This is a genomic window from Chelativorans multitrophicus (genome assembly GCF_011317445.1).
Lineage (GTDB): Bacteria > Pseudomonadota > Alphaproteobacteria > Rhizobiales > Rhizobiaceae > Chelativorans > Chelativorans multitrophicus.
Genome location: NZ_JAAAPL010000001.1, coordinates 1,225,245 through 1,250,999, shown reverse-complemented (window position 1 = coordinate 1,250,999; position 25,755 = coordinate 1,225,245). Strand labels below are relative to the sequence as shown.

Genomic DNA, 25,755 nt, shown 5'->3' with positions numbered 1-25,755 from the left:
CTATCGCATCGCTTGTGTCACGGTCGCAGCCATTTCATCGGCCGCGGTGATGACCTTGGAGTTCATCTCGTATGCGCGCTGCGCCGAGATCAGTTCGGTGATCTCCTTCACCGGATCTACGTTGGAGGCCTCCAGATAGCCCTGCTCCACCGTGGCAAAGCCGGGATCCCCCGGAACGCCGATCGTGGCTGGACCTGAAGCGGGTGTCTCGCGGAAGAGATTGTTTCCGATCGGAGCAAGCCCCGCCTCGTTCGAGAAATTCGCGAGGGTGAGCTGGCCGAGCTCCTGCAGGTCGGCCTGCCCGTCGATGCGGGCGAAAACCTGGCCAGACTTGTTGACGATCACCTCCACCGCATCGGCTGGGATCGTGATTGCAGGCGTTACGGGAAACCCGTCCACCGTGACGAGCTGGCCGGTGGCATTGGTGTTGAAGGCGCCCGCGCGGCTGTAGAGCGGCTCCCCGTCGGCTCCCTCGATCTGGAACCAGCCCTTGCCCACAAGGGCCATATCCAGCTTATTGCCGGTGTTGGTCAGCGAGCCCTGCACATGCACGTTGCGCACCGCCGCGGTCTTGACGCCGAGGCCGATATTGGCGCCTTCGGGCACGATATTCTGATTGGCCCGCTCCGGCACGCCCTGCAAGCGCTCGACCTGGTATAGAAGGTCGGAGAACTCCGCCCGCGCCCGCTTGAAGCCGGTCGTGTTGATATTGGCGATGTTGTTGGCGATGACCTCCAGATTGGTTTGCTGGGCGGACATGCCGGTCGCGGCGATGGAAAGGGCTTTCAAGGGCTACTCCTCAGATCGCCATGCGGCTGATTTCCAGATAGGCGGAGACGATTTTGTCGCGAATGGCGATCGCCGCCTGCAGCGATTGTTCGGCATCCATGACCGCATCGACGACGGCGCGCGTGTCGCCATCCCCCTGCAATGCCTGGAGCGAAAGGTTTTCTGCCTTCGTAAGGCGAGAGACGGTGTTGGTGGCCAGTTCGCTCACCATGGCCGAGAAGGCGTCGCCGTCTGTCGGAGCGGCCGTTTCCGCCTGCTGCAGCACGGATTCCGTGCCGGTCGAGGGAAGATTGGTTATGTTTCCAATTCCGGAAATCATCCGTTGCTCCGCAGAAGGTCGATCGTCATCGAGATGAGTTCACGCGCCTGTTTGACGACCTGAAGGTTGGCCTCGTACCCGCGGTTCGCCTCGCGCATGTCGGCCATCTCGACCAGCATGTTGACGTTGGGCATTTTCACGTAGCCGAACTCGTCTGCGGCCTCATGGCCAGGCATGTATTCGACCGGAAATTCGGCCGGGTCGCGCGCGATGGCGGAAACCTCGACCATGGCGCCGCCGTTTCCGCGACCCAGTTCCGCGGCGAAGCTGATCGTCTTTCGGCGGTAGGGATCTCCGCCCGGCACCTCGCTTGTCGATTGTGCGTTGGCAAGATTTTCCGAGACCACGCGCATGCGCTCCGATTGGGCGGCAAGGCCCGATCCTGCAATTTTTACGGCGGTGGATAACGGGTCCATGGTCAGCCCTTCGCCGTCATCAGGATCATGCGGTGAAAGGCCTTCACAATCGCCGTGTTCAGCTCGAATGCACGGCGCACTTCCCCAGCTTTCACCAGCTCATCCTCAAGCACGACACTGTTCTCGGACGGCAGCATCTTGGGGTTTTCGCTCTCGTCGAGCGAGAAGGAGGCAGGCGTAACCCCGGTATGCTGGTGCTGAGCGTGGGTGGCCTGCATGGCGACACGTGTGCCGTCCAGCACTTTCTCGAAGGGCTCCACGTCCAGCGCCTTGTAGCTGGGCGTGTTGATGTTTGCGATGTTGCCGGCCACCGCTGCCTGGCGGACCGAAAGCCACCGCGCCTGCTGCGTGGCCAGATCGAACAGGTTGACGGGTTCCATCGGCTCTATCCAAGATTCGACTGGTTGCATGCTATGCCGCCAGTCTTGCGCGGGCCTTGCGCATTGTTCAGCGCGAGAGCGGGATCTCGGTTTGCGTGCTGGTGACAAGAACCCAGTTTTGGGAACGTTGCTCAATCCCGACCATGCGGCTTCCGTCCGGCAGGAGCGAGCCTTTCTGCACGATCCAGAAGCCGTCTTCGTCCTCGATTATTCCTCGCCCGTTCTCGGCATGAATAAAGCGGAAAGGACGCCGGTCGCCTGGAAACGGCTGTTCGCTCAGATTGGCTTGCACCGGCGTCTCAGGCACCGTTGCGGTGGGTGCGAAATCGAGCTGCGGCATGGCATCCAGGCCCAGCGGCTGGTGAGGCGCCAAACCCGACAAAGCATCCGGTTGCTGGCTTCCTGAAAAAGCCAGTGGTCTAACGCCGAACTGTTCCTGATTGAAAAAAATATACCAGGGAAAGACGGCGCAGATGCCCGCCAGCGCGATGCCACCCGCCGCCAGCAGCCAATCACCTCGGCGAAACCTGGATACCGTGTCGAAAAGACCGGCAGCTGGAGCTCGATCCGGCCTGCGGTGCTTTTCTTTGGGCTTTTCGGGTGGAGCGTCATCGGCCGGGTTCTCCACCGGCGTTGCATCGGGCAGCACGAGCCCCGCGAGCCTATCCGCCATGAGAGGCCTCCCTCGCCTTCAGATGAGCAGCGAGATCTGCGAAGGGATCCATCGCCGGCGGATCCTTCGGCGATTGCCGCAGAATGTCATAGATCAGGGGAACCTGGCGCACTGCGAGATCGAGCTCCGGATCGAGCCCCGCCTGAAAACCGCCCAGCAGCCGGATATCGCGTGTCTCCTCAAAGCGGGCGATCATTGCTTTAAGGCGCTGCACCACGCGTTTTCGGTCGTCCGTCCAGGAACGGTCGGCGAGCCGCGAAATCGAAGCGAGCGGGCTGACCGCAGGAAAGCGGCCCTGCTCGGCGATCGCCCGGTCGAGCACCAGATGTCCATCGAGGATGCCGCGCACGCAGTCGGCAACCGGGTCATTGTGGTCGTCCCCGTCGACGAGAACGGAAAAGACAGCGGTGATGGATCCATGCCCCGTCTCGCCCGGCCCGGCCCTTTCGAGCAGGCGAGGCAGATCCGTGAAAACCGAGGCGGGGTAGCCGCGTGCCACGGGCGGCTCGCCCGCGCCTGTCGCCACCTCGCGCGTGGCATGGGCGTAGCGCGTGATGGAATCGAGCAGGAGCAGCACCTTCTCGCCGGCATCGCGAAAATGTTCCGCCACGCGCATGGCGGTATCGGCGGCGCGGCGGCGCATCATCGCGCTTTCGTCGCTGGTGGCGACCACCGCCACCGTCTTTTTCATTCCGGCTTCGCCGAGCGTGTCTTCCAGAAACTCGCGCACCTCGCGCCCGCGCTCGCCCACCATGGCGACCACCACGGTATCGAATGCTTCGGCCCGTGCGAGCATCGCGAGCAGCGTCGACTTTCCAACGCCAGAACCGGCAAAGATCCCGATACGCTGGCCAAGGCAGAGCGGCGCGAAGAGGTCGACCACGCGCACGCCGGTAAGAAAGGGCTCTGCGACACGCTGCCTGCGCAGGGCCGCTGGTGTGCGAGGCATGGCGGCAGGGCCTTGCGGCGCGGAACGGATGAGCGCCGGGCCATCGTCGAGGGCGCGCGCCAGTGCATCGATCACCCGTCCGCGCCAGCTCGCATGAGGCCTGATTTCGAGAGTCCCGGTGGCGAAGACGGCCTGGCCAAGGCTGGCTTCGGCGGAATGTTCGAACGGCGCCACGATCACATCGTCTTCGGAGATGCGGACCACCTCGCCGCGGTATTCGCTGCCATGGCTGCGATAGGAAATAATTTGGCCGAGCCGCGCCGTCTTCGAGAGCCCGCGCACCCGGTAATACATGGGCGTGACCTCCGATATGCGTCCGCCATGCCTGACCATCCGTTGCGGATCGCCAAAGCGCTGGTAGACGCATTCCAGCGCAGCAAGAGCGTTGGCCTGCCCGGCTGTATCGGGGCCGGTGTTTTCGGCTGCGCTCTGCTCCATCAGGAGCCCATCGCCTGGATAGCGTCCTTCATGGAGGTGTCGCTATCGCGCATCAGCGCGGTCACCTGCTCGAAGGTGCGCTGCACCTGTATCAGCCGCATCATCTCGTTCACCGGATTGACGTTCGAGTCTTCCAGAAAACCCTGCGCGATGCCCACATCCGGCTGGTCTACCACCGGCTGAGGGCGTGTATCCGGCAGAAAGCCCGAATTGCCGAACCGGGTGGCGTTCGGGCCGGGCGTGAAGGAGAAGAGGCCGATCGCCCCAATAAGTTGTCCATTTTGGCGCAGTATTCCGTCCGCTCCGGCCTCGGGCGGCCCCGCCTGCGGGTCGAGCACCAGCGGCGCGCCGCCGGCATCGAGCACCGCATGACCTTCGAGCGTGACAAGCTCGCCGGTCTCGCGCATGGTGAAGCGGCCGTCCCGCGTCATCACCGGCCCGGCGGGTGTTTCAACGGCAAACCATGCATCCCCCTGCACGGCGAAATCGAAGGGGCTGCCGGTCTCCCGCAGCCCTCCCGCGCGCGTATCGTAGAAATTGCTGCCGGTGGAGACGAAGCTGACCGCCTCCTCTGAGAGGCCCGACATCACGTCGCTAAAGGTGATGCCGCCGGCCCGGAAGCCCACTGTTCCCGCGTTCGCAACATTGTCGGCGAGCGTCGCAAGCCGACGCTCCAGCGCCATCTGGGAAGAAAGCGCCACGTATAGTCCCGTCTGCATGGCTATTTCCTCATCTGTGCGATGGTGAGCAGGATGTCCGTGGAGATGCCGAATTCGGCGGGCTGGCTGAAAAGCGCGGCGATCGAGCTTTGCGGGCTGAAAGAGGGATTGTCGATTTCCCAGAGCGTGGTGAAACGCTGCAGGAATTCCTCCAGCTTCTCAGGGTCGTTCAGCTCCTCAAGATCCAGCCGCTCCTTGATCATCTCGGCCTGCTTGTCGATGTCCGCCTGAGCGAGCGCGTCGGGAAAGCCGAGCGCGGTGCGCACGACCTGCGAAAGCGCGGGGTCGGCGAGGATCTCATAGTAGGATTTCAGGCTGCCGGCCTTGCGCTGGAAATAAAGCGCCAGGCGCACCCCCTCGTTCTGGTTGCCGGCGTCTTCCTCAAGCGTCTGGCGCAGATATTTCTCCACCGTGCCGGTGGTCGAACTGTGGAAGGTGGTGGTCTTTTCGCCGTAACGGGCAAAATTGAAGGTGTCGACGAAATCCTTGTAGCGCTTGTCGGTGAGTTTGTTGACGAAGCTATCCTCGTCGTCGATGCCGCCTTCGAGTGCCTTCACCATCAAGGCCTTGGCATAGGCCATATCCTCCAGCCCGTGCGCTTTCATCGCGTAGCGGAACAGGCGATCGTCGGCGACGAATTCCTCGATGCTTTTCACCTTGCCGATATTTTCCTGATAGTAGGCCGTTTCGCGGCTCACCATCGGCTGCTGTTCCACCCGGTCGATGGAACGCTCTATATCGCGCACGATAAGCTGATAGCTCGTATAGGTGTTGATCACGCAGAGCCCCCGGCCAGTCTGGCAGAGACGCTAGCGCGTCTGCCTTGCGCGAGGCTGTTGGCCCGGCAAACGCCCATTCAAGCCTCACGCAAGCCACGGCAGGTATTGCGGCAAGGGATATTGCTTGGTGAAGGTTGCAAATTGGGCATTCTGCTGGGACTTGTCGTCACCCTTGGCTGCGTGATCGGCGGCTTCATGGCCATGGGCGGCCATCTCGAAGTGCTGATCCAGCCTTGGGAACTCGTCATCATTGGCGGGGCCGCCCTAGGTACATTCCTGGTTGCTAACCCCATGTCGACGGTAAAGGACGCGGGCAAGGCGTGCCTTGAGGCCTTTAAGCATCAGGTTCCGAAAGAAACGGAGTATCTCGAGACGCTTGGCGTGCTCCACAGCCTCATGCGTGAATTGCGCTCCAAGTCCCGCAGCGAGGTTGAGGCGCATATCGACAATCCGGAGGAGTCGGCAATTTTCCAGGCCTTTCCGACGGTCCTCAAGAACTACGATCTTACACATTTTATCTGCGACTATTGCCGCCTCATCATCATCGGCAATGCACGGCCTTTCGAGATCGAAGCGCTGATGGACGAGGAAATCCAGACGATTCGCCGGGACAAGCTGAAGTCCTACCACGCGCTGCAGGCCGTTGCGGATGGCCTGCCGGCGCTCGGAATCGTGGCGGCTGTGCTCGGCGTGATCAAAGCCATGGGCGCGCTCGATCAGTCGCCGGAGGTCTTGGGCGCCCTGGTCGGCGCGGCACTGGTCGGCACCTTCCTTGGCATCTTCCTGTCTTATGCTGTGATCGGGCCCATCGCCACGAAGGTCAAGATCGTGCGGGAGAAGAAGAACAGGCTCTACGTTATCGTGAAGCAGACGCTGCTCGCCTACATGAATGGCTCGCTGCCGCAGGTGGCGCTGGAATTCGGCCGGAAGACGATCTCGGCCTATGACAGACCTTCCATCGATGCGGTCGAGCAGAAAACGCTGGGCCAAGCTCCAGCCGGTGCTGCACCAGAAAAGAAGGCGGCTTGAGCGGCGGATGAAGGCACCCAAAAGCGACCCGATACCGATGCGCGACCTCGTCGTTGAACGGCTGGTAGGCGCGACGGGGGATCTACGCCAGGTCACTGAGGCCGCGCGAACCACGGCCATGAGGTCCTTGCCGGTGCTGCAGGACATCTTCCAGGCGAAGTTTTCCGCACCTCTTGTCCTCGATATTGCTGGTGTCGAGGTTGTGAGGCTCGCGGAGCTGAAACCGGAGCCGGACTCCTTCGACGCACTCGTTGTCATCCCTGCGACTGACTCCCGCGACGCGCTCACCATGCGGCTTGACGCGCAGGCGCTGTCCCTTCTCGTGAGCATTCTCCTCGGCGGTGATCCGGATATTCCGCCTTCGCCCCTCGACCGGCCGCCCTCCAGGATCGAGCTGGATGTAGCCAGGCTCGTTTTCGGCGCTTTCGCACAGGCCTTGAACGGTACGGGAAGCCGCTCCCTCGGTTTGCGCCTGCCTGCCCCGCAGCCTCTTGCAGGGCCGGGCGATTTCAAACGATTCCTCGTCCGCGACGGGCCGGGCATACGCATCGCGTTTTCGCTGGGAGCAGGTCCGGTATCGGGCATCCTGACCGCCTGGCTACCCCATCGGATTATCCTCAAGGCGCGGGCTCCCGCCGCCGAAGATGATTCGCCAGCGCACACGCAGTGGAAGCAGCGCTTCGGCGAGGAGGTTCGTCGCTCGACGGTACAGGTGACCGCCACGATTCCTCTTACGAAGCTCCCGCTTGGAGCACTTGCCAATCTCAAGCCAGGCCAGGTGCTCGAGCTGCAGGAGAACGCGCCGAGGGAAACGCGCCTTTCCGTGCGCAATCGTCCCGTCTTCGTTTGCGAATTCGGCCGTTTGGGCCAGAACTACACCGTTCGTATCAGGCAGCCTTTCGATGACCGGCAGGCCGTCCTCGACGGCTTGCTGGGCGACTGAAGGAGAACGAGATGAGCAAGACACCATCCGCCGTCCACAAAAGCGAAGGCGGGACGCTTGATAAAGCGATAGAGGAGATGCGCAGCGCGCTCCATGAAGAGGCACAGCCGAACATGGATGCGGAAAAGACCGGCTTCCTCGTTGACATTCCCGTTGAGCTGCAGATCGTTCTGGGCAGTGCGGAAATGACGGTATCTGAGTTGATGGCGCTGCAGCGTGGCTCCACCGTCTCTCTCGATAGGCGCATCGGCGAACCGGTCGAAATCATGGTCAATGGCAGGCTGATCGCGCGCGGCGAGATAACGATCCTGGAGAACGATCCGAGCCGCTTCGGCGTGCGTCTGACGGAGATCGGCGGCTCGATCAAGGCTGAATGAAAGCGCGCTTCGGAGACGAATGGTGACCACACCCGTCAGGCTGACCCAGGCAGAAAAGGCGGCCGCCATCCTCGTGGCGATGGGCAAGCCCTCCGCGGGCCGGCTGCTCAAATTTTTCAAGCAGGAGGAACTTAAGGGCCTGATCGAGGCCGCCCGGCGTCTGCGCACCATTCCGCAGGCTGAGCTGGAAAAGGTGGTGCAGGAATTTGAGCGGGAATTCACCGAAGGCGCCGGCCTTGTGGATTCGGGCGACAGCATGAGCACCATTCTGAGCGAGACGCTCCCTCCCGAGGAGCTGAATCTGCTCCTGGGCAACGCGCCTGTAGACGACGCGGGACAGGAGGACGTCTGGAATAGGTTGGAGAAGCTCGCGCCCGAGCGGCTTGTGAAGGTTCTCGAACCGGAGCATCCGCAGACAGTAGCCCTCATCCTCGCCAACCTGTCGCCGCAGATCGCATCGAGGGTGACGATGGCGCTCGACCGTCAGCAGCGGGGCGAGGTGCTGCGGCGGATGACCGCCCTGGGACAGGTGAGCGCGGAAGCGCGCGCTATTGTCGAACGGCGGATCAGCGAAATATTGCAAGCTGAAGCCAACGGCAAAGATGCCTCCGCGGGGCAGGCACTCGTGGTGCGGCTGCTCAACGAACTTGAAAAGACTGAAGCCGACGAGGTGATCCGAGATCTTGAAGCAGTGGGCACACCGGATGTGGATGCCATCCGCGCCCGTCTCTTCTCCTTCGAGGAGATTGTTCATCTTGCCCAGAAGGCGCGCGTTGCGCTTCTGGACGGACTCCCGACGGATCTCGTCACGCTCGCCCTGCGCCACGCGCCGCCGGATGTCGTGGAGGCGGTGCTCTCCGCCCTTGGCGCGCGCTCGCGCCGCATGATCGAAGCTGAGCTTGCGGCACCCATGGAAGGTATCTCGGCGGAAGCGATCGCAGGCGCGCGCAAGCGCATCGCGGCCACCGCGGTACAGCTCGCGCAGCGGGGGACGATTGAACTTCCGTCGGCTGCAAAAACCTCCTAGGCCGGGCCATGGCCGAGGGAGCCGACAAGGAAAGCAAGACCGAAGAAGCCACGGAGAAGAAGATCCGGGATACGGTCGAGAAGGGTCAATTGCCCTTCTCCAGGGAAGCCCCCGTGCTTGCCTCTTTTCTCGCGATCCTCGTTTTCGTCGTCTTCTTCGCGGAAGACAGGGCGGTGCAGCTTGCCGGCTTTCTCGCAATCTTCATCGAGCGGGCCGACGGCTGGTCGCTGAAAACTCAAACGGATGCGATTGCGATTTACCGCATCGTCTTCCTGCAGATCGGGAAAGTGGTAGGCATCGTCATGCTGCTGCTGGTCGCGGCGGGTGTTTCAGCATCCATCCTGCAGAATACCCCGCGCTTCGTGCTCGAACGAATCCAGCCGAAGCTCTCCCGCGTCTCGCTCGCCAAAGGCTGGTCGCGGCTTTTCGGCACGCGGGGGCTGGTCGAATTCGCCAAATCCGTCGGCAAGATGCTGGTTGTGGGCGCTCTCGTCGCCTTCACGCTGCGGCACGCGGATACCCGCCTGCTCTCCGGCATGGTCACCCATCCGGTGGCCTTCACGGTCACGATCCGGGATCTGGTGATCAATATCCTCATCGCCATCGCATTGTTCATGACGCTGGTAGCCGTGGCGGACCTTGTTTGGTCGCGCTTCAGCTGGCGCCAGGATTTGCGCATGTCGCGCCAGGAAGTGAAGGACGAGCAAAAGCAGACGGATGGCGATCCGCTCATGCGGGCCCGCTTGCGCTCCGTGGCGCGGGATAGAGCGCGGCGGCGCATGATGTCAGCGATCCCGCAGGCAACGCTGGTGATCGCCAATCCCACGCACTACGCCATCGCCTTGCGCTACCAGCGTGACAAGGATGCGGCGCCCGTGGTCGTGGCAAAGGGGCAGGACCTTGTCGCGCTTAGAATCCGCGAATTGGCGCGGGAGCACAATATCCCGGTTTTTGAGGAACCGGCGCTCGCCCGTTCCATGTACAAACAAGTTTCGGTGGATAGTCTTATTCCGCCTCAGTTCTACAAGGCGGTGGCCGAGCTCGTCCGCCGCGTCTACATGGCTGGGGGCGTTAGGACAAAGATGAAGGCAACAGCATGAACCGGCAGCCCCATTCCGCAGAACGCGAGGTCATCGTGGCGAGGGCCATCGAAGGGATGGCAAGTGAACTGCGGCTGATAGAGCTTGCCGACTACGTTGCCTTCATCCGGCTGGAGAGCATGGCGAGCATCGCGGATATCGTTGAATCGGCGGCCGAGCTCTACTTCGCGCCCGGCACGTTGAGGCTCGGGCATGGCTGCGAGGCGCATGTGGGCTGGACGGAGGTGCCGCGCATCGTGCTCGACCTGGAATTGCGGCCGAGGGGAGCAACGGTCTATTTCACGCTCACCTTGGGGGCCAGCGATGCATCGGTCGACGTCAAGTATGTCGCCTTTGAAAAGTCGGCCGATGATCCCGAGGCCAACACGGCCTTCTTGGCAAAGGCGCTGGAGGCATCCCGCATCCGCAGGACGGAGGCCGTTAGGGGTTGAGCTGCCCGCGGCGAGGCGGAGCACATAGACGAAGCATGACATTGCCGCGCATTCGCGTTAGGCATCTCCCGACTGGAACTCTCGTCCCTCGATTGCTTAAGCCAGGAGCGCCGGCCATGACCGACATTGCCATGATCGAAGCCGCGCGGAGCCGCATTGCGGGCCATGTGCGCCGCACACCGCTCCTTTTCTCGCCGTTTTTCGATGAAATCGCAGGCCGGCGTGTTCTTGTGAAGACCGAGTCCCTCCAGCTTACCGGCTCTTTCAAGTTCCGCGGTGCCTGGTCGGCGATATCGGCGCTGGACCCGGACGTTCGGGCGAAAGGCGTGCTCGCCTTTTCCTCGGGCAATCATGCGCAGGCCGTGGCGCTCGCCGCGCGAATGCACGGCATTTCTTCCACCATAGTCATGCCATCCGACGCGCCGAAGCTGAAGATCGAAAACACGCGGGCCTATGGCGCCGAAGTGGTGCTCTATGATCGCGCGAAAGAGGACCGTGATGCGATCGGTGTGAAGCTCGCGGCTGAAAGGGGACTTACGCTGATCAAGCCCTTCGACGAGCCGCTGGTCATTGCCGGCCAGGGCACTACGGGCCTTGAGCTCGCGGAGCAGGCCAAGGAAATAGGCGTGGAAAGGGCGGAAGTGCTTGTCCCCTGTGGAGGTGGCGGACTCACCTCCGGCATAGCGCTAGCGCTTGAAGCGCGTGCACCCCGGCTCAAGGCGCGCCCCTGCGAGCCCGCGGGCTTCGACGATGTGACCCGCTCCCTCGCTTCCGGGAAGATCGAGCGCAATGCGGCGATGTCAGGTTCGATCTGCGACGCCATTGTCACGCCGTCGCCCGGCACGATCACCTTTCCGATCCTGAGGCGGCTTTGCGGCGCGGGAATCGTCGTAACCGACGAGGAGGCGCTGCATGCAATGGCGCTGGCCTTCACCCGGCTCAAGATCGTGGTAGAGCCGGGCGGCGCGGTGGCGCTCGCGGCAGCACTGTTCCATGGCGAGGAGATGGCGGCTGACACGGTTATCGCGGTTGCCTCCGGCGGCAATGTGGATGCCGCCTTGTTTCGGCAGGCTCTGGAACGGTTTGCTTAGATCCTACTGGAAATCATAGACACTGAATCCAGTCACCATCTCATCCAGGCCAAGTGGTCGGGTGAGGGGCGGTTCGGCGCGCGCAAGACAGCCTTGCCGCTCGCAAACCCGGCAGGCGGGGCCAATGAGCGTGGCCATGTTCGGATTCCCCGAAAAGCTCGCCCCATAGATGATGCGGTCTTTGTGCACGGCCTCGCAGCCGAGAAGCAGGGCCGTGCGGCGCGGCCGCTCGTGATATGCGGCCTGAGGCCCGTCCACCGTACGGGCGATCGTGAGGAAGGCATCGCCATTCGGCATCGCCACCGCATCGGTCAGTATTTGGCCCGGCTGGGCGAAAGCGGCGTGAATGGCAAGCTTCGGGCAGCCACCGCCGAAACGGCTCTGAGGAAACCCTTGCGCGCCGGCGCGCCGCAGCCTGTTGCCTGCCGCGTCAACCTCCAGCAGGAAAAACGGGACGCCTGCCGCGCCCTCGCGCCCGAGCGTCGTCAGGCGATTGGCCGCTTGCTCGAACGAGACCTGGAATCGCGCCGCCAAGACGCTGATGTCGTAACGTGATTTTTCAGCCGCCGCGAGAAAGGGCTCATACGGCATCATGAGCGCATGGGCGGCATAGCGCCCGAGCTCGAAGCGGGCGAGACGTTTCGCCTCGTCCGAATGCAGTTTGAGCGCGTCGATCTCGATGGCTATCGCGGCGCGCATGCGGATGAGCGAGGCTTCGATGGCGATCTCGCGCAGCTGATCGGCCGGGGAAAGGCGCTCGGAGATGAAGAGCCGCTGCGAATGGCGGTCATAGCGCCGGCGCCAGGTCGGCATCGTCGCCGCTGGCAGGACACGCACGCTGATGCCGTGCTCGCGCACGAACCATGCCTTGAGCACGCCGAGCAAATCACCTCCGGAAGCGAGTAGGCGGTGGAAGGCTTCTGCTTCCTCTTCAAGTGCCGGAAAATGGTTGGACCGGCATTCGAAAACCTCGCGCACCTCGTCCACGGGCAGGCGAGCGGACGAGATGGCAGCCGTTCGGCCTTCCCTGGAAAGCATGTCCGAAAGGTCGGTGAGCCTGCCTGCCTGCTCGCGATAGGCTCGGTAGAGCTTTATCAGCGCCGCTGCTGCATTGGGTGCTGCATCCGCAAAATCCAGAAGCTCGCTCTCGCCGGGCAGTTCGCCCGACAGAAGCGGATCGGAGAAAACCTCCCTGAGATTTGCAAGCGAAGCACCGGCATCCGTCTGCAACTCGTCAGGGTCGACCTTGTAGACCGAAACCAGCTTCAGGATGAGCTGCGCCGTCAGCGGGCGCTGGTTGCGCTCGATGAGGTTGAGATAGGATGGCGAAATGCCCAGGCCCTCCGCCATCCCGGTCTGGGTGAGGCCCTTGGAATGCCGGATGCGCCTGACGCGGGCGCCGGCAAAAACCTTTTGAACGTTCAGCAAGCCCAGTCTCCTTTACAGCAATTTACAAGGCTGTGTTTCATCCCGATAGCTCTTTTACATTTTTTACAATTTTACCGTCTCCGTTGTAACAGGCGAAGACAGCTTCACTCGAAATCCTATAGAACCGCACGACAATTACGTGTCTTTCTAGCCCTTCTGACGTAAATCCCTGTCATAGCAAATGCCGATATGGCTCGTGCAGCCTTCTATTGCACGAATGCAAACCTCTGATGGAGATACTATGACAGATTTTTACACTCTTGTCCCCTCAGCTCCCGCGAGCCGCTTCGATGGCATCGAGCGAACCTATTCGGCTGAGGACGTGCGTCGGCTGCGTGGTTCCGTGACGATCCGGCATACGCTTGCCGAGCAAGGTGCCAACCAGCTTTGGAAGCTGTTGCACGAAGAGAACTTCGTGAACGCGCTGGGTGCGCTTTCCGGCAACCAAGCGATGCAGATGGTGCGCGCAGGGCTGAAGGCGATTTATCTTTCCGGCTGGCAGGTGGCGGCGGATGCCAACACCGCCTCGGCGATGTACCCCGACCAGTCGCTCTACCCGGCCAATGCCGGGCCGGAGCTTGCACGCCGCATCAACCGCACGCTTCAGCGAGCCGATCAGATCGAGGTGGCGGAAGGGAAGGGGCTCTCGGTCGAGACCTGGTTCGCGCCCATCGTGGCCGACGCCGAGGCGGGCTTTGGCGGGCCGCTCAACGCGTTCGAGATCATGAAGGCATATATCGAGGCGGGTGCAGCCGGCGTCCATTTCGAGGATCAGCTTGCCTCGGAAAAGAAGTGCGGCCACCTCGGCGGAAAGGTGCTGATCCCCACCGCGGCTCATATCCGCAACTTGACCGCCGCGCGGCTCGCGGCGGATATCATGGGCGTGCCTTCGCTTATCGTCTGCCGCACGGATGCGGAGGCTGCCAAGCTCATCACCTCCGATATAGACGAGCGCGACCAGCCCTTTGTGGATTATGAGGCGGGGCGCACCGTCGAGGGCTTCTATCAGGTGAAGAACGGGCTAGAGCCCTGCATCGCGCGCGCCGTGGCTTATGCACCCTACAGCGACCTCATCTGGTGCGAGACCTCGAAGCCGGATCTTGAGCAGGCGCGCAAATTCGCCGAGGGCGTGCACAAGCACCATCCGGGCAAGATGCTGGCCTATAACTGCTCCCCGTCGTTTAACTGGAAGAAGAACCTGGACGACGCGACCATCGCGAAATTCCAGCGCGAGTTGGGCGCCATGGGCTACAAATTCCAGTTCATCACACTCGCCGGCTTCCACCAGCTCAATTACGGCATGTTCGAGCTGGCGCGCGGATACCGCGACCGGCAGATGGCCGCCTATGCCGAATTGCAGGAGGCCGAGTTCGCCGCCGAGGCGCGCGGCTACACGGCCACGAAGCATCAGCGCGAGGTGGGCACGGGCTATTTCGATGCCGTGTCCCTGGCGATCACGGGGGGCCAGTCCTCGACGACCGCCATGCACGGCTCCACCGAGCATGATCAATTCACTCAGGCCGCCGAATAGCGGAAGGAATGGAGGCAGGCATGAAGATCTCTGTCAAGGAACGCGTCGAGGCCCAGGCGACTTCGATGGACGATGCCCAGCAGGTGGCGATGCGCCGGGTGGCGAACGACCTTCATCGCCTCAATCAGGCGGTTGTCGAGGCGGTGCAGTCCGGCCTGTCGGTCGAGCTCATCCGCACCGCCCGTCACCACGGCGGCAGCGGCAACTGGGGTGACCTGCTGACGCCGATTATCGTGAGGAATGTGGGCGCGGCCGAGTAGCCACGCCTATGGCGAGGAGACCGCCTCCCGCCCTGCGGGAGGCGAAACTTATTGCCAATAGCTTTGCCTAGACCGCTGCGCCTTTGGACCGTTCAGGCATGGATCCTCGGGTCAAGCCCGAGGATGACGATTGCAGGTGTGTAGCCGCCAATCGCCATGCTGGTGATATGCGGAAACCTCTCCTCCTCGTCATCCTCGGGCTTGACCCGAGGATCCATGCCTGAACATGTCCGCACCACCAGCGGTCAGATATGTGTGCCCGTAGGGTTCACTCCCCGTAGGGCACCCAGATGTTTTTCACCTGCGTTGCCCGGCGCAGGAACTCGCGGCCCTTCGCCTGACGGTCGTCGAGCCAGTCGCGCACCTTGCCGCCGCTCACCCAGGTGGCCTTGAGGTTTCCGCAGGAGGTGCGTTCGATCATGGCGCTGCCTTCCTTGGAGCCGAAATACCACATGGCCGCGACCTCATCATGCTCTGCGAGCGTCTTTGCAAGCACGTCCTTCTCGCCGGTAACGATGTTCACCACACCGCCTGGCACGTCCGACGTATCGAGCACTTGGTAGAGGTTTGTGGCAATTAGCGGGTGGCGCGTGGATGGGATTGCCACCACGCGGTTGCCCATGGCGATTGCCGGCAGCACAAGCGAGATAAAGGCAGCAAGCGGCGCTTCCTCGGGCGCCACTATGCCCATCACGCCCCACGGCTCGTTCATGGCAAGCGTCACATGGCGAGATTTGGTGGCATGCACCGCGCCGTCATATTTGTCGGCCTGGGCGGCGTAGTAGAAGATGCGCCTCAATGCTACGTCGAACTCTGCCGCCGCCGCCTTACCGTTCCGACCGGTGCTTTCAGAGAGAAGTTTGACGAACTCCTCCCGCCGCGCTTCGAGATTTTCCCCGACATAGTAGAGCACCTGCGCGCGGTTATGCGCGGTCACGCCGCCCCACGAGGCGGCCTTTACCGCCGCCTCCACGGCGTTGCGGATGTCCTTGCGGTTGCCGAGCGGCGCCTGGCCGATCACGGCTTCCCCTTTGCCCAGCACGTCATAGGAATAGCCGCCGTCCGGCCGCGCCTGCTTCCCGCCGATATACATTTTCGCCGTGCGGTCGATCCCGGCAATGCTCGCGAAGCGCCGCTTCGCCTCCGCAGCACCGCGCGGCTTCAAAGGCGCGGGTTCTTTCCCGGGCTTCAGCGCCTTTTCGACATCGCTGACGAGATATTCATAGAGCCCTTCGCGAGCGCCCTCGCGGCCGAAACCGCTTTCGCGATAGCCGCCGAAGCCCGCGCCGGCATCCAGCATATTGGTGCAGTTCACCCACACAACGCCAGCTTTTACCTTTGCCGCCGCGTCGAGCGCGACATTGATGTTTTCCGACCAGATGGAGGCGGCGAGCCCGTAACGCGTGTTGTTTGCAAGCGCCACCGCTTCGGCTGGGGTGCGGAATGTCATGGCCACGGCGACAGGCCCGAAGATCTCCACGCCGCAAACCGTCGAAGCTGGGTCCACATCCGTGAAGAAGGCAGGCGGGAAGTAATAGCCCTTTTCCGGCAGCTGCCCCTTTGCCCGCCAGAGCGTGCCGCCCTCCTCCTCGCCCTTTTTCACGAGAGCGGTGATCCGCTGCAATTGCTCTGCCGAGACAATGGCGCCCACATCGATGCCTTTATCGAGGGGGGAGCCGACGCGCAGCGTCTCCATGCGCCGGCGCAGCTTGTCGTAAAAGCGCTCGGCAATCCCTTCCTGCACGATCAGGCGTGAGCCGGCGCAACAGACCTGGCCCTGGTTGAACCAGATGGCGTCCACCACGCCCTCCACCGCGCCGTCGAGGTCGGCGTCCTCGAAGACGATGAAGGGCGATTTGCCGCCAAGCTCCAGCGACAGCTTCTTGCCCGAGCCCGCCGTCCGCTCGCGGATGATGCGGCCGACCTCGGTAGAGCCGGTGAAAGCGATCTTGTCGATGCCTTCATGATCGCAAATGGCAGCGCCCGTGCTCCCGTCACCATGGACAATGTTGACCACGCCCGCGGGCAGGCCGACCTCCAGGCAGATTTCCGCAAAGGCAGCGGCCGTGAGCGGCGTCAACTCTGCGGGCTTGAGCACGACCGTATTTCCCGCGGCGAGCGCCGGGGCGATTTTCCAGGCGAGCATCAGCAGAGGGAAGTTCCACGGGATGATCTGGCCACACACGCCTACCGGGGAAAAGCCCTCGAACTCGCTTTCCACCATCTCCGCCCAGCCGGCATGATGATAGAAGTGGCGGGTGACGAGCGGAATGTCGATGTCGCGCGTTTCGCGGATCGGTTTGCCATTGTCCGTGCTTTCAAGCACGGAGAAGAAGCGCTCGCGCTTCTGTATGTGCCGCGCGATCGCGTAGAGATATCGCGCCCGCTCATGACCTGAAAGCGCCGACCATTTGGGAAAAGCCGCGCGCGCGGCCTTCACCGCCGCGTCCACATCGGCGGCGGTGCCTTGCGCCACGCGAGCAAGCTCGGCTTCGGTCGCGGGATTGATGGAGACGAAGCTTTCCGCGCCTTTCGGGAAGGTAAATTTCCCGCCGATGAAATGGCCGATGCCGGAAGCGCGGGCCTTCAGCCAGGCGACCACGTCCTCATTCGCCTCCGGGGCTGGCCCGTATTCCATCCTGCGCATGATGTCCCTGATCTGTTCCATGGCGTGCTGCCTCAAGCGAGGGGATGCCGATAGGACGCCGAGTAGCGCCCGGTGGCGAAATGTTCGAGTTGCCTTTCGATGTCGCCCAGCATGGAGCTGGCGCCGAGGCGGAAGCGGTCCGGCATGGTCCAGTGCGTGTCCAGTTCCTCCTTCATGAGGATCAGCCAAGCGAGTGCATCCTTGGCGGTGCGCATGCCGCCGGCCGGTTTGAAGCCCACGGTCTCACCGGAAAACGCCTGATAGTCGCGTATGGCGCGCACCATGGTGAGCCCCACGGGCAGAATGGCGTTCACCTCTTCCTTGCCGGTAGAGGTCTTGATGAAGTCGGCGCCAGCCTGCATGGCAACCATCGACGCGCGGTAGACATTCCTGAGCGTGGCAAGGTCGCCGGTGGCGAGAATGGTCTTCAGATGCGCATGGCCGCAGGCCTCGCGCATGGCGCGCACCTCATCATAGAGTGCGGGCCAGTTCTGCGTCAGAACGTGCTCGCGGGTGATTACGATGTCGATCTCGTCAGCACCTTCCTCGACCGCATAGCGGATTTCCGCAAGGCGCTGCGGCAAGGGCGTTAGGCCCGCCGGGAAACCAGTGGCGACGGAGGCGACAGGAATGCCCGAGCCCTGCAATGCCTTCACCGCATGCGGCACCATGGTTGGGTAAACGCAGACCGCGCCCACGGTGATGCGCTCCTCCGAAAGCCCGAGCGCCGCCTGCAATTCATCGGAAAGCGGCTTCTTCGCCTTTGCGCAGAGCCGGCGCACGCGGCCAGCCGTATCATCGCCGGAAAGCGTGGTGAGGTCGATGCAGGTGATGGCCCGCACGAGCCAGGCAGCCTGCCATTCCTTCTTAACCGTGCGGCGCGTCGTCAGGGTCGCTGCGCGCCGTTCGGCGGCGGACAGGTTCACCGCCGCGTCCTCGAACCATTCGGGCTTGAGTGCGGTGCCCCGGTTTCGGCCCTCATGTCCGGCTGTGGGCACTGCTTTGATGGTCGGGTGCTTTTCCGGCAGGACCATGCACGATCCTCCAATGTCGAGCGGTTGCGCAGAACGGTCGTCGCAATGATACGGCCGCTCATCGGGTTTGGATAGACGATGTGAGAGGTTAGGGGCTTAATGCTCCATCACGATAGGCGGCTTGATCTTGCGCTCGCGGAAGAAGATGAACAGGCCACTCGCCACAATGATGCATCCGCCGATAAGGACGGAGGAGCGGGGGATATCGCCGAAAAAGGCCCAGCCGAACACCACTGCCCAGGGCAGCAGCGTGTATTCGAACGGCACGACGACCGTGGCGTCCGCCAGTTTCATGGCGCGGCTGACGCCCATATGGCCCAGCATCGATATCACTCCGAGAAGTCCGAGCAGGAGAAAATCGAGACCGCTCGGCGTCACCCAGCCGAATGGCGCGGTGAAAAGCCCTAAAAGCCCGGCTGCCAGGATCTGCCAAAAAACCAGGGTCGTGTCGGCTGTGCCGCGCAATGCGCGTGATGAAAGCATCATGAAGGCGAAGGCAAAGCTGCCCAGGATTGAGATCACGGCGGGTGGGGTAAGGGCGGCTGCCGAGGGATCAAGTGCGACCACCACGCCGACAAACCCAATGAAAATAGCAGTCCATCTCCGCCAGCCCACCTTCTCTCCCAGGAGCAGAGGCGAAAGCGCTGCCACGTAAATCGGCGCTGCCAACCAGTAGGTCATGACATCCGCCAGCGGAAGATATGCGACTGCGAAGTAGAAGCTGAAAACCTCCCCGGCGGCGAACAGAACGCGAAGGAACTGTAGCCCCGGCCGCTCCAGTTGAATGAGGGGGCGCAAGCCGCCTTTCCAGAGAAAGGGTGCAAGCACGATGAGAGCGACCACGCTGCGCAACAGGAGCACCTGTCCAACCGTATAGGTGGCCACCAGCCACTTTCCCAACGCGTCATTGAGGGAAAAAAGGAGCATGGCCGCAAGCATGACGAAGATGCCGAGCCGCGTCGTGTCATGCTGTTCCGCCAGTGGCCCGGTGCTGGATTGGGTAGTCATGCTGGGGTCTTCCGAATTGCGGGGGGAGCGTTGTAGGCTTTCTTCCATGCCTCTATACGGTCGCCGGCAGGACTGAGAAGGGCGCTGCGAGAAGGATCACTTGGGCCAGTCCGGCCGCCCGGCGGAAAAGCTCGATCCGGTGCACCTTCCGATAGGTTGGAGAAGGCTCCTGCGTTCTCTATGATGCGAATCTAACTCTCTCGGGAGGAGGAGCGGAGGAGCTTTGGAAAACTCGACGCCCCCGGCGGTGATTATGGGTGTGGCAGGAAGCGGGAAAACTGTCATCGGTTCCGCACTCGCCGAAGCGCTTGGTGTTGCCTTTATAGAGGGGGATGACCTTCATCCACCGGAAAATGTCGCCAAGATGGCCAGTGGACAGCCGCTGACCGACGAGGACCGGATAGGCTGGCTTGACGCCGTCGGCCGCGCCATTGCCGAAAACCGCCGCCCGGCGGGCGGCGCGGTTACCGCCTGCTCCGCTCTCAAGCGTTCCTACCGCGACCAGTTGCGGCGCCTTAATCCCTCTCTCGTTTTCATTTACCTGGCGATCAACCCGGATACGGCGCGCATTCGCGTTACGAATCGCAAGGGGCACTTCATGCCGCCGACGCTCGTCGCAAGCCAGTTCGCTGCCCTGGAGCAGCCCGGCGATGATGAGGCCGCCTTCACGCTGAACGGATTGAGCCCCATAGATGAACTGGTCGAGGCGGCCGCTGAGCTTTTAAGAAAGCAAAGTGGCGCAAGCTGAGTGCGCCATTTGCCGCTGGCAGAGGTTGCGCGCGAAAGCCTCCAGCCACGAGAAACGTCACCTGCGCTTGAACGCTTCCGCGAGTGCCGCGCCGAGAGCGCCCTGAGCCGGCCCGCTTTGCCCGCGCGTTCCGCCGCGGTCGTTGCCCGGTTGGGAATTGCGGAGGGGCTTGCCGCTCTCGCGCGGCTGTTGCGGCCTGGAACCTGCATCCCCGTCGCTGCGCATGGAAAGGCTGATGCGGTTGCGCTTGATGTCGACCTCAAGGACGCGGACCTTCACCACATCACCCGCCTTCACCACCTCATGCGCGTCCTTAACAAAGCGGTTTGCGAGCTGCGAAACATGCACCAGCCCGTCCTGATGCACGCCGATATCGACAAAAGCGCCGAAGGCCGCAACATTCGTAACGGTGCCTTCCAGCATCATGCCGGGCTTGAGATCCTTGATGTCGTCGATGCCGTCGGCGAAGGTCGCGGTGCGGAAGGCCGGCCGCGGGTCGCGGCCGGGCTTTTCCAGCTCTGCGATGATGTCGCGGACGGTAGGAAGCCCGAAGCGCTCGTCTGCGAAAACGCGCGGATCGAGTGCTTTCAATGCGCCGCTATCGCCCATGAGTGAACGCACGTCCCGGCCGCAGGCGGCAACGATCCTGCGCGCCAGATGATAAGCCTCCGGGTGCACGGCGGAAGCGTCCAGCGGTTCGGTTCCATTGGTGATGCGCAGGAAGCCCGCGCATTGCTCGAAGGTGCGTTGTCCAAGTCGCGCCACCTTGAGCAGATCCTGGCGGCTTGCATACGGGCCGTTGATGTTGCGGTGCGCGACGATGGCTTCTGCGAGGGAAGCGCCAAGGCCCGAGACGCGGGCAAGCAGGGACGCAGAGGCTGTGTTGAGGTCGACGCCAACGGCATTCACCGCATCCTCCACCACCGCGTCGAGCGAGCGTGCCAGCCGGTATTGGTCGACATCGTGCTGGTATTGCCCGACACCGATCGATTTCGGCTCGATCTTGACGAGTTCGGCGAGGGGATCCTGTAATCGGCGGGCGATCGATACGGCGCCGCGCAGTGACACGTCGAGCTCCGGGAATTCCGCCGCGGCGGTCTCGGAAGCGGAATAGACGGAAGCGCCCGCTTCGGAGACCACCACCTTGATGGGCTTGGGCGGCGGCATGTCGGAGAGCATGTCCGCAACCAGCTTGTCCGTTTCCCGGCTGGCGGTGCCGTTGCCGATGGCAATGAGTTCGACCTGATGCTTGCGAATGAGGGCGGCGAGTTCGGTTTGCGCGCCCCGCACATCATTGCGGGGCGGGAACGGGTAGACGGTCGTGGTCGCCACCAGCTTTCCCGTACCGTCAACGACGGCGACCTTGACACCCGTGCGGATACCCGGATCGAGCCCCATGGTCGGACGCGAGCCTGCGGGCGCAGCAAGCAGCAGGTCTTTCAGATTGCGAGCGAAGACGTGAATTGCCTCTTCTTCCGACCTCTCCCGCAGGTCCCGCATGAGGTCGAGCGACAGATGCAATGAAAGCTTCACGCGCCAGGTCCAGCCCGCGACTTCCATAAGCCACCGGTCGCCCGGAAGCGCGTCGCCGATCCGGTAGGCAGCGGCGACCATGCGAACGACCGGCTTTACCGGCGAGGGGTCGTCGGCGTCGACTTCGATATCGAGCGAAAGCACATCCTCGTTTCGCCCGCGAAGCATGGCCAGTGCCCGGTGGCTGGGCACGCCCGCCCAGCGCTCCACATGGTCGAAATAGTCGGAGAATTTCGCGCCGGCCTCTTCCTTGCCCTCCACCACGCGTGAGCGCAGGAAGGCTTTCTCCTTCATATATGTACGAAGCCGGCCGACAAGGTCGGCGTTCTCCGAAAACTGCTCTGCAAGGATATCGCGCGCGCCTTCAACGGCTGCCTTCACATCCGGCACCTCATCCGTGACGTAGGCTTGCGCCAATTCTCGTGGCACAGCGGCTCGATCCGCCAGGATCGCTTCGGCAAGCGGCCCAAGCCCGCGCTCCCGCGCGATTTCCGCCTTGGTGCGGCGCTTGGGCTTGTAGGGAAGATAAATGTCCTCCAGTTCGGCCTTGGTGCTGGCGGCCGCGATCTTTGCTTCCAGTTCGGGCGTAAGCTTGCCTTGCTCCCGAATCGAGGAGAGGATCGCCTCGCGCCGCTGGTCAAACTCGCGCAGATAGGTCAGGCGCTCGGACAGCAGGCGCAACTGGGTATCGTCCAGCCCCCCGGTCACTTCCTTACGGTAGCGCGCGATGAAGGGAACGGTCGCCCCCTCGTCCAGCAATGCAATCGCCGCCTGGGCCTGCTCGGCCCTGGCCACGATCTCGGCTGCGATGAGGGAAGCGATACGATTGATGTCTGTAGCCATGCCAGTTCCAGAATCGATGAACGGGTCGGGAACATAGTGATATTCCGTTGACCGGGCCAGCGATGCTTATCCACAAATCAGCACCGCACCTCCCGCGACCGCTCAAACATCTAGCGCGTCGTCTTTTGATCGTGAAAGCTTCTAGTCGACGGGATCGCCTACCGTATCGGCGACGACTGCCCCTCGGCGCCCCATCGGTTCTGGTGGTCCGGTCGTGGTGTCGCGGGCGGTCTGATGTTCGATTTCTGCATCGATCTCCGCGCCGACGATAAGCACGACGACGGAAATCCACGTCCACATCATCAGACCGATAATGGCGCCCAGCGAGCCATAGGTGGCGTCATAATCGGCAAAATTCTGCAGATAATAGGAAAACGCGACCGAGGCGGCGAGCCAAACCAATGTCGCAATCACCGCGCCCCAGCTAAGCCATCGCCATTTCGGGCGTTCCCTGCTCGGCCCGAAGCGGTAAAGCATCAGGATGCCGAACATGCTCACCAGCAAAAGAGTGGGCCAACGCGCGAAAGCGATCAGCGTCTCCGCCCACGGCGAAAGCCCCAGAATGGCAAGAACCGCCGGCACGACGCCGACGGCGATGATGAGCATTATCCCAAGGACAAGCGTTGCGAGCGTGAAACTGAGCGAGAGCAGGTTGAGCTTTATGAAGCCCCGCTTCTCCGTCTCGTCATAGGCAACATTCATCGCCTCGAAGAGTGCCTTGATCCCGTTATTGGCGCTCCAGAGGGCAATGGCCAGACCGATCAGAAAGCCGAGCCCGAGCGATTGGCTCCGCTCGCTGACAAGCGCCTGCAATTGTTGCTGCACGATTTCTATGGCGGTGGGAGGCAGCAGGCCCCCGAGATAGGCAATGTGGTCGGCAACGGTGACCGGGTCTGAAACAAGCCCGTACAGGGAAACGAAAGCTGCGAGCGCGGGAAAAAGCGCCAGAAGCAGGTAGAATGTAACGCCTGCCGCGATCAGCGTGATGCGGTCTTCCCCGATCTCGCGAAAGACGCGCCAGCCGATATCCTTCCAGCCGGTTGCCGGGATTTCTGACGGGCTTCGGGCGTCACGTCCCCGGTCAACCTCTTGATTCGTTGCACCTGTCATTGGGCGTCTCGATGTAAACTCTACCCCAATCGAGCCGGGTCGAAATCGTTCCTGCGGGCTGATCCCGGTTAGCGAGGCCAGCTGCCTCGCCGGGCGGCGCGATTTGCCGGTGCCGTCCACAAGAAATCGCGCTTTTTCAGCTCGGATCTTCCGCAATGGGATGCGAGCGCATTAACCATTCGTTAACCTGGGATAGCATAGACCCGAGCAACCAAAAATTAACCAAGATCACCAAAGTGCTAACCGATTCCCGACCGATCCGTCTCAAGGGGCGTTCCTTTCTTGCGCTCACTCTCACGCCTGAGCTGCCGCTGGAGGGGTGGCTGGCGCGGCTGGATGATCTCGCCTCGCGATCTGCCGGCTTTTTCCTGCGCAAGCCCGTCGTGCTTGATGTCGAGGGACTGGAGATAGATCGGGCGCGGCTGAAGGAACTCATCGACGAGCTTGGAAGGCGCGGCGTCCGGATTATGGGACTGGAAGGTGCGCGTGCGTCTCAGTTAGGTGCCGATATGCCGCCTCCAATGGCGGGAGGCCGGCCCGGCCCAGATTTCGAAGCACCGCTTTCGGATCCGGGAGCCAATCCGGAAAAGCCCTTAGCTTCCGTTTCGCCGCCCGAACCGCAACCCGTGAGGACACCTTCCATCATTGTCAATCGGCCCGTGCGCTCCGGGCAATCGGTGATTTTCACGGAAGGGGATGTGACCGTCATCGGATCAGTCGCATCCGGTGCGGAGATCGTGGCGGGCGGTTCGATCCATATCTACGGAGCTTTGCGGGGTCGGGCGCTGGCAGGTTCCATGGGCGATAGCTCTGCTCGCATCTTTTGCCGCAAGCTCGAAGCAGAGCTCCTCGCAATCGATGGTCTCTACAAGACGGCCGATGATATCGAGCCGCAATTCCACGGGCGAGCGGTTCAGCTCTGGCTCGAAGGTGATTCAATCATGGCGGAGGCGCTCGTCTGAGCCGGTTCACCCGGCCAGGAGACCAGGAGAGGGAAATGGGTAAAGTCATTGTTGTTACTTCAGGCAAGGGCGGCGTCGGCAAGACGACGTCGACAGCCGCACTCGGCGCCGCCCTGGCACTCAGGAAGGAGAAGGTCGTCGTTGTGGATTTCGACGTCGGCCTTCGTAACCTCGACCTTGTATTGGGCGCTGAGCGCAGGGTCGTCTACGATTTTGTCAATGTGATTCAGGGCGACGCCAAGCTTGCGCAGGCATTGATCCGGGACAAAAGGCTGGAAACGCTCTTTCTTCTGCCGGCATCCCAGACGCGAGACAAGGACGCCCTCACTGCTGATGGTGTGGAGCGGGTGATCGGCGCGTTGAAGAAGTCCTTTGACTGGATCATCTGCGACAGCCCCGCCGGGATTGAAAGGGGAGCCACACTGGCAATGCGGCACGCCGACATTGCCGTCGTGGTGACGAACCCGGAAGTCTCCTCCGTTCGCGATTCGGATCGCATCATCGGCCTGCTCGATGCAAAGACTGCCAAGGCAGAGCGTGGGGAGCGCATGGAGAAGCATCTCCTTCTCACCCGTTACGATTCCGGCAGAGCCGACCGCGGCGATATGCTCAAAGTTGAAGATGTGCTGGAGATCCTCTCCATCCCCCTGTTGGGCATTATCCCTGAGAGCACGGATGTCCTGAAGGCTTCGAACCTCGGCACGCCTGTCACAATTGCAGACAGCCGCAGTGGCCCGGCGCTGGCGTATCTGGATGCCGCGCGCCGTCTTGCCGGTGAATCTGTGCCTGTCACCGTTCCCGGCGAAAAGCGCGGCTTCTTCGGCAAACTGCTTGGATGGAGGGCAGCATGAAAATCTTCGGTTTCTTCGGCAAGAGGGCTTCGGCCCCGATGGCACGTGAGCGACTTCAGGTTTTGCTCGCCCACGAACGAGCGTCGCTAGGCAAGTCGGATCTGGTGGCCATCCTGCGTGAGGAGATCATCGCCGTTATCGCCAAGCACATCCAGGTGGACAGTGAAAAGGTCAACGTGAAGATGGACCGGGACGAGAAGGTCTCGACCCTGGAAATCGATGTCGAGATCCCGCTCCAGGCCGGGGGGCGAGCAGCGTAGGTGGCGCTGTTCGAGGGCTTTCCCGGCCTCCGTCCTTAACATCGCGTCCGGCCGTCTCCAGATGGAGCAGGCCGAGGCGC

General features: G+C 62.4%; 28 protein-coding genes. 13 read left to right on the top strand and 15 right to left on the bottom strand.

Annotation, left to right across the window (positions count from 1 at the left end; genetic code table 11):
- The 8 genes from flgG to GNP00_RS06050 all read right to left on the bottom strand — a co-directional run bounded on the left by flgG (position 1) and on the right by GNP00_RS06050 (position 5,462).
- Positions 1-789: a flagellar basal-body rod protein FlgG gene (gene flgG / locus GNP00_RS06085; RefSeq protein WP_011579642.1), complete on the bottom strand. Its 789-nt coding sequence runs from the start codon at positions 787-789 to the stop codon at positions 1-3.
- A gap of 10 nt (positions 790-799) precedes the next feature.
- Positions 800-1,108, bottom strand: coding sequence for a flagellar hook-basal body complex protein FliE (gene fliE / locus GNP00_RS06080; protein ID WP_011579643.1), 309 nt, complete (start codon positions 1,106-1,108; stop codon positions 800-802).
- Positions 1,105-1,524, bottom strand: a complete 420-nt coding sequence (flgC, locus tag GNP00_RS06075) for a flagellar basal body rod protein FlgC (RefSeq protein ID WP_011579644.1) — start codon at positions 1,522-1,524, stop codon at positions 1,105-1,107. The genes fliE and flgC overlap by 4 nt, the downstream gene beginning before the upstream one ends.
- A gap of 2 nt (positions 1,525-1,526) precedes the next feature.
- Positions 1,527-1,904, bottom strand: coding sequence for a flagellar basal body rod protein FlgB (gene flgB / locus GNP00_RS06070; RefSeq protein WP_041544417.1), 378 nt, complete (start codon positions 1,902-1,904; stop codon positions 1,527-1,529).
- A 67-nt stretch (positions 1,905-1,971) separates the two neighbouring features.
- The gene (locus GNP00_RS06065; protein WP_011579646.1) at positions 1,972-2,577 is read right to left on the bottom strand and encodes a hypothetical protein; all 606 of its coding nucleotides are present in this window, start codon (positions 2,575-2,577) and stop codon (positions 1,972-1,974) included.
- Positions 2,567-3,964 carry a flagellar protein export ATPase FliI gene (fliI, locus tag GNP00_RS06060; RefSeq protein WP_011579647.1) on the bottom strand — a complete coding sequence of 466 codons (1,398 nt, stop codon included), beginning with the start codon at positions 3,962-3,964 and terminating at the stop codon, positions 2,567-2,569. The genes GNP00_RS06065 and fliI overlap by 11 nt, the downstream gene beginning before the upstream one ends.
- Positions 3,964-4,683 (bottom strand): flagellar basal-body rod protein FlgF, encoded by a 720-nt coding sequence (gene flgF, locus GNP00_RS06055; protein WP_011579648.1) that lies wholly within the window; start codon positions 4,681-4,683, stop codon positions 3,964-3,966. The genes fliI and flgF overlap by 1 nt, the downstream gene beginning before the upstream one ends.
- Before the next feature lie 2 nt (positions 4,684-4,685).
- Positions 4,686-5,462 (bottom strand): DUF1217 domain-containing protein, encoded by a 777-nt coding sequence (locus tag GNP00_RS06050; protein WP_011579649.1) that lies wholly within the window; start codon positions 5,460-5,462, stop codon positions 4,686-4,688.
- A gap of 141 nt (positions 5,463-5,603) precedes the next feature.
- On the opposite strand from GNP00_RS06050, the gene motA reads away from it, so the two are divergent.
- The 7 genes from motA to GNP00_RS06015 all read left to right on the top strand — a co-directional run bounded on the left by motA (position 5,604) and on the right by GNP00_RS06015 (position 11,460).
- Positions 5,604-6,491 carry a flagellar motor stator protein MotA gene (gene motA, locus GNP00_RS06045; protein ID WP_011579650.1) on the top strand — a complete coding sequence of 296 codons (888 nt, stop codon included), beginning with the start codon at positions 5,604-5,606 and terminating at the stop codon, positions 6,489-6,491.
- 7 nt (positions 6,492-6,498) lie between these two features.
- Entirely contained in the window at positions 6,499-7,434 is a 936-nt protein-coding gene (locus GNP00_RS06040; RefSeq protein ID WP_011579651.1) for a FliM/FliN family flagellar motor switch protein, read from the top strand.
- 11 nt (positions 7,435-7,445) lie between these two features.
- Positions 7,446-7,811 carry a flagellar motor switch protein FliN gene (gene fliN / locus GNP00_RS06035; RefSeq protein ID WP_011579652.1) on the top strand — a complete coding sequence of 122 codons (366 nt, stop codon included), beginning with the start codon at positions 7,446-7,448 and terminating at the stop codon, positions 7,809-7,811.
- A 22-nt stretch (positions 7,812-7,833) separates the two neighbouring features.
- A complete protein-coding gene (locus tag GNP00_RS06030; RefSeq protein WP_041545008.1) occupies positions 7,834-8,838 on the top strand; it encodes a FliG C-terminal domain-containing protein in 1,005 nt (334 codons plus the stop codon).
- Positions 8,839-8,846: 8 nt separating this feature from the next.
- Positions 8,847-9,938, top strand: a complete 1,092-nt coding sequence (gene flhB, locus GNP00_RS06025) for a flagellar biosynthesis protein FlhB (RefSeq protein WP_011579654.1) — start codon at positions 8,847-8,849, stop codon at positions 9,936-9,938.
- On the top strand, positions 9,935-10,369 hold the full coding sequence (locus GNP00_RS06020) for a hypothetical protein (RefSeq protein WP_011579655.1): 435 nt from the start codon (positions 9,935-9,937) through the stop codon (positions 10,367-10,369). The genes flhB and GNP00_RS06020 overlap by 4 nt, the downstream gene beginning before the upstream one ends.
- Before the next feature lie 116 nt (positions 10,370-10,485).
- Entirely contained in the window at positions 10,486-11,460 is a 975-nt protein-coding gene (locus tag GNP00_RS06015; RefSeq protein ID WP_011579656.1) for a threonine ammonia-lyase, read from the top strand.
- Positions 11,461-11,463: 3 nt separating this feature from the next.
- Here the strand turns inward: GNP00_RS06015 and GNP00_RS06010 are convergent, their stop codons facing one another.
- Positions 11,464-12,885: a helix-turn-helix domain-containing protein gene (locus GNP00_RS06010; RefSeq protein ID WP_041545009.1), complete on the bottom strand. Its 1,422-nt coding sequence runs from the start codon at positions 12,883-12,885 to the stop codon at positions 11,464-11,466.
- A 244-nt stretch (positions 12,886-13,129) separates the two neighbouring features.
- On the opposite strand from GNP00_RS06010, the gene aceA reads away from it, so the two are divergent.
- Both aceA and GNP00_RS06000 read left to right on the top strand, forming a co-directional pair.
- On the top strand, positions 13,130-14,419 hold the full coding sequence (gene aceA / locus GNP00_RS06005) for an isocitrate lyase (RefSeq protein ID WP_011579658.1): 1,290 nt from the start codon (positions 13,130-13,132) through the stop codon (positions 14,417-14,419).
- Positions 14,420-14,439: 20 nt separating this feature from the next.
- Positions 14,440-14,679 carry an SMc00767 family acetate metabolism repressor gene (locus tag GNP00_RS06000; protein ID WP_011579659.1) on the top strand — a complete coding sequence of 80 codons (240 nt, stop codon included), beginning with the start codon at positions 14,440-14,442 and terminating at the stop codon, positions 14,677-14,679.
- Positions 14,680-14,771: 92 nt separating this feature from the next.
- On the opposite strand, the gene GNP00_RS23565 is transcribed toward GNP00_RS06000, so the two are convergent.
- The 4 genes from GNP00_RS23565 to GNP00_RS05985 all read right to left on the bottom strand — a co-directional run bounded on the left by GNP00_RS23565 (position 14,772) and on the right by GNP00_RS05985 (position 19,368).
- Positions 14,772-14,897 (bottom strand): hypothetical protein, encoded by a 126-nt coding sequence (locus GNP00_RS23565; protein ID WP_281352102.1) that lies wholly within the window; start codon positions 14,895-14,897, stop codon positions 14,772-14,774.
- Between the two features lie 50 nt (positions 14,898-14,947).
- The gene (locus tag GNP00_RS05995) at positions 14,948-17,347 is read right to left on the bottom strand and encodes an aldehyde dehydrogenase family protein (protein WP_041544422.1); all 2,400 of its coding nucleotides are present in this window, start codon (positions 17,345-17,347) and stop codon (positions 14,948-14,950) included.
- Between the two features lie 11 nt (positions 17,348-17,358).
- A complete protein-coding gene (deoC, locus tag GNP00_RS05990) occupies positions 17,359-18,360 on the bottom strand; it encodes a deoxyribose-phosphate aldolase (RefSeq protein WP_011579661.1) in 1,002 nt (333 codons plus the stop codon).
- 96 nt (positions 18,361-18,456) lie between these two features.
- On the bottom strand, positions 18,457-19,368 hold the full coding sequence (locus GNP00_RS05985) for a DMT family transporter (protein ID WP_049764613.1): 912 nt from the start codon (positions 19,366-19,368) through the stop codon (positions 18,457-18,459).
- 253 nt (positions 19,369-19,621) lie between these two features.
- Between GNP00_RS05985 and GNP00_RS05980 the strand changes: the two genes are divergently transcribed.
- The gene (locus GNP00_RS05980) at positions 19,622-20,116 is read left to right on the top strand and encodes a gluconokinase (RefSeq protein WP_157038158.1); all 495 of its coding nucleotides are present in this window, start codon (positions 19,622-19,624) and stop codon (positions 20,114-20,116) included.
- A 57-nt stretch (positions 20,117-20,173) separates the two neighbouring features.
- On the opposite strand, the gene GNP00_RS05975 is transcribed toward GNP00_RS05980, so the two are convergent.
- Together GNP00_RS05975 and GNP00_RS05970 are read right to left on the bottom strand one after the other, a co-directional pair.
- Positions 20,174-22,492 (bottom strand): Tex family protein, encoded by a 2,319-nt coding sequence (locus tag GNP00_RS05975; RefSeq protein WP_011579664.1) that lies wholly within the window; start codon positions 22,490-22,492, stop codon positions 20,174-20,176.
- Between the two features lie 141 nt (positions 22,493-22,633).
- The gene (locus GNP00_RS05970; protein ID WP_011579665.1) at positions 22,634-23,602 is read right to left on the bottom strand and encodes a YihY/virulence factor BrkB family protein; all 969 of its coding nucleotides are present in this window, start codon (positions 23,600-23,602) and stop codon (positions 22,634-22,636) included.
- 227 nt (positions 23,603-23,829) lie between these two features.
- Here GNP00_RS05970 and minC point away from each other — a divergent pair, with 227 nt between their 5' ends.
- The 3 genes from minC to minE are packed head-to-tail and all read left to right on the top strand — an operon-like array spanning position 23,830 to position 25,675.
- Positions 23,830-24,564, top strand: coding sequence for a septum site-determining protein MinC (minC, locus tag GNP00_RS05965; RefSeq protein WP_041545011.1), 735 nt, complete (start codon positions 23,830-23,832; stop codon positions 24,562-24,564).
- 35 nt (positions 24,565-24,599) lie between these two features.
- Entirely contained in the window at positions 24,600-25,415 is an 816-nt protein-coding gene (minD, locus tag GNP00_RS05960) for a septum site-determining protein MinD (protein WP_011579667.1), read from the top strand.
- A complete protein-coding gene (gene minE, locus GNP00_RS05955) occupies positions 25,412-25,675 on the top strand; it encodes a cell division topological specificity factor MinE (RefSeq protein WP_011579668.1) in 264 nt (87 codons plus the stop codon). The genes minD and minE overlap by 4 nt, the downstream gene beginning before the upstream one ends.
- Positions 25,676-25,755 lie beyond the last annotated feature (80 nt).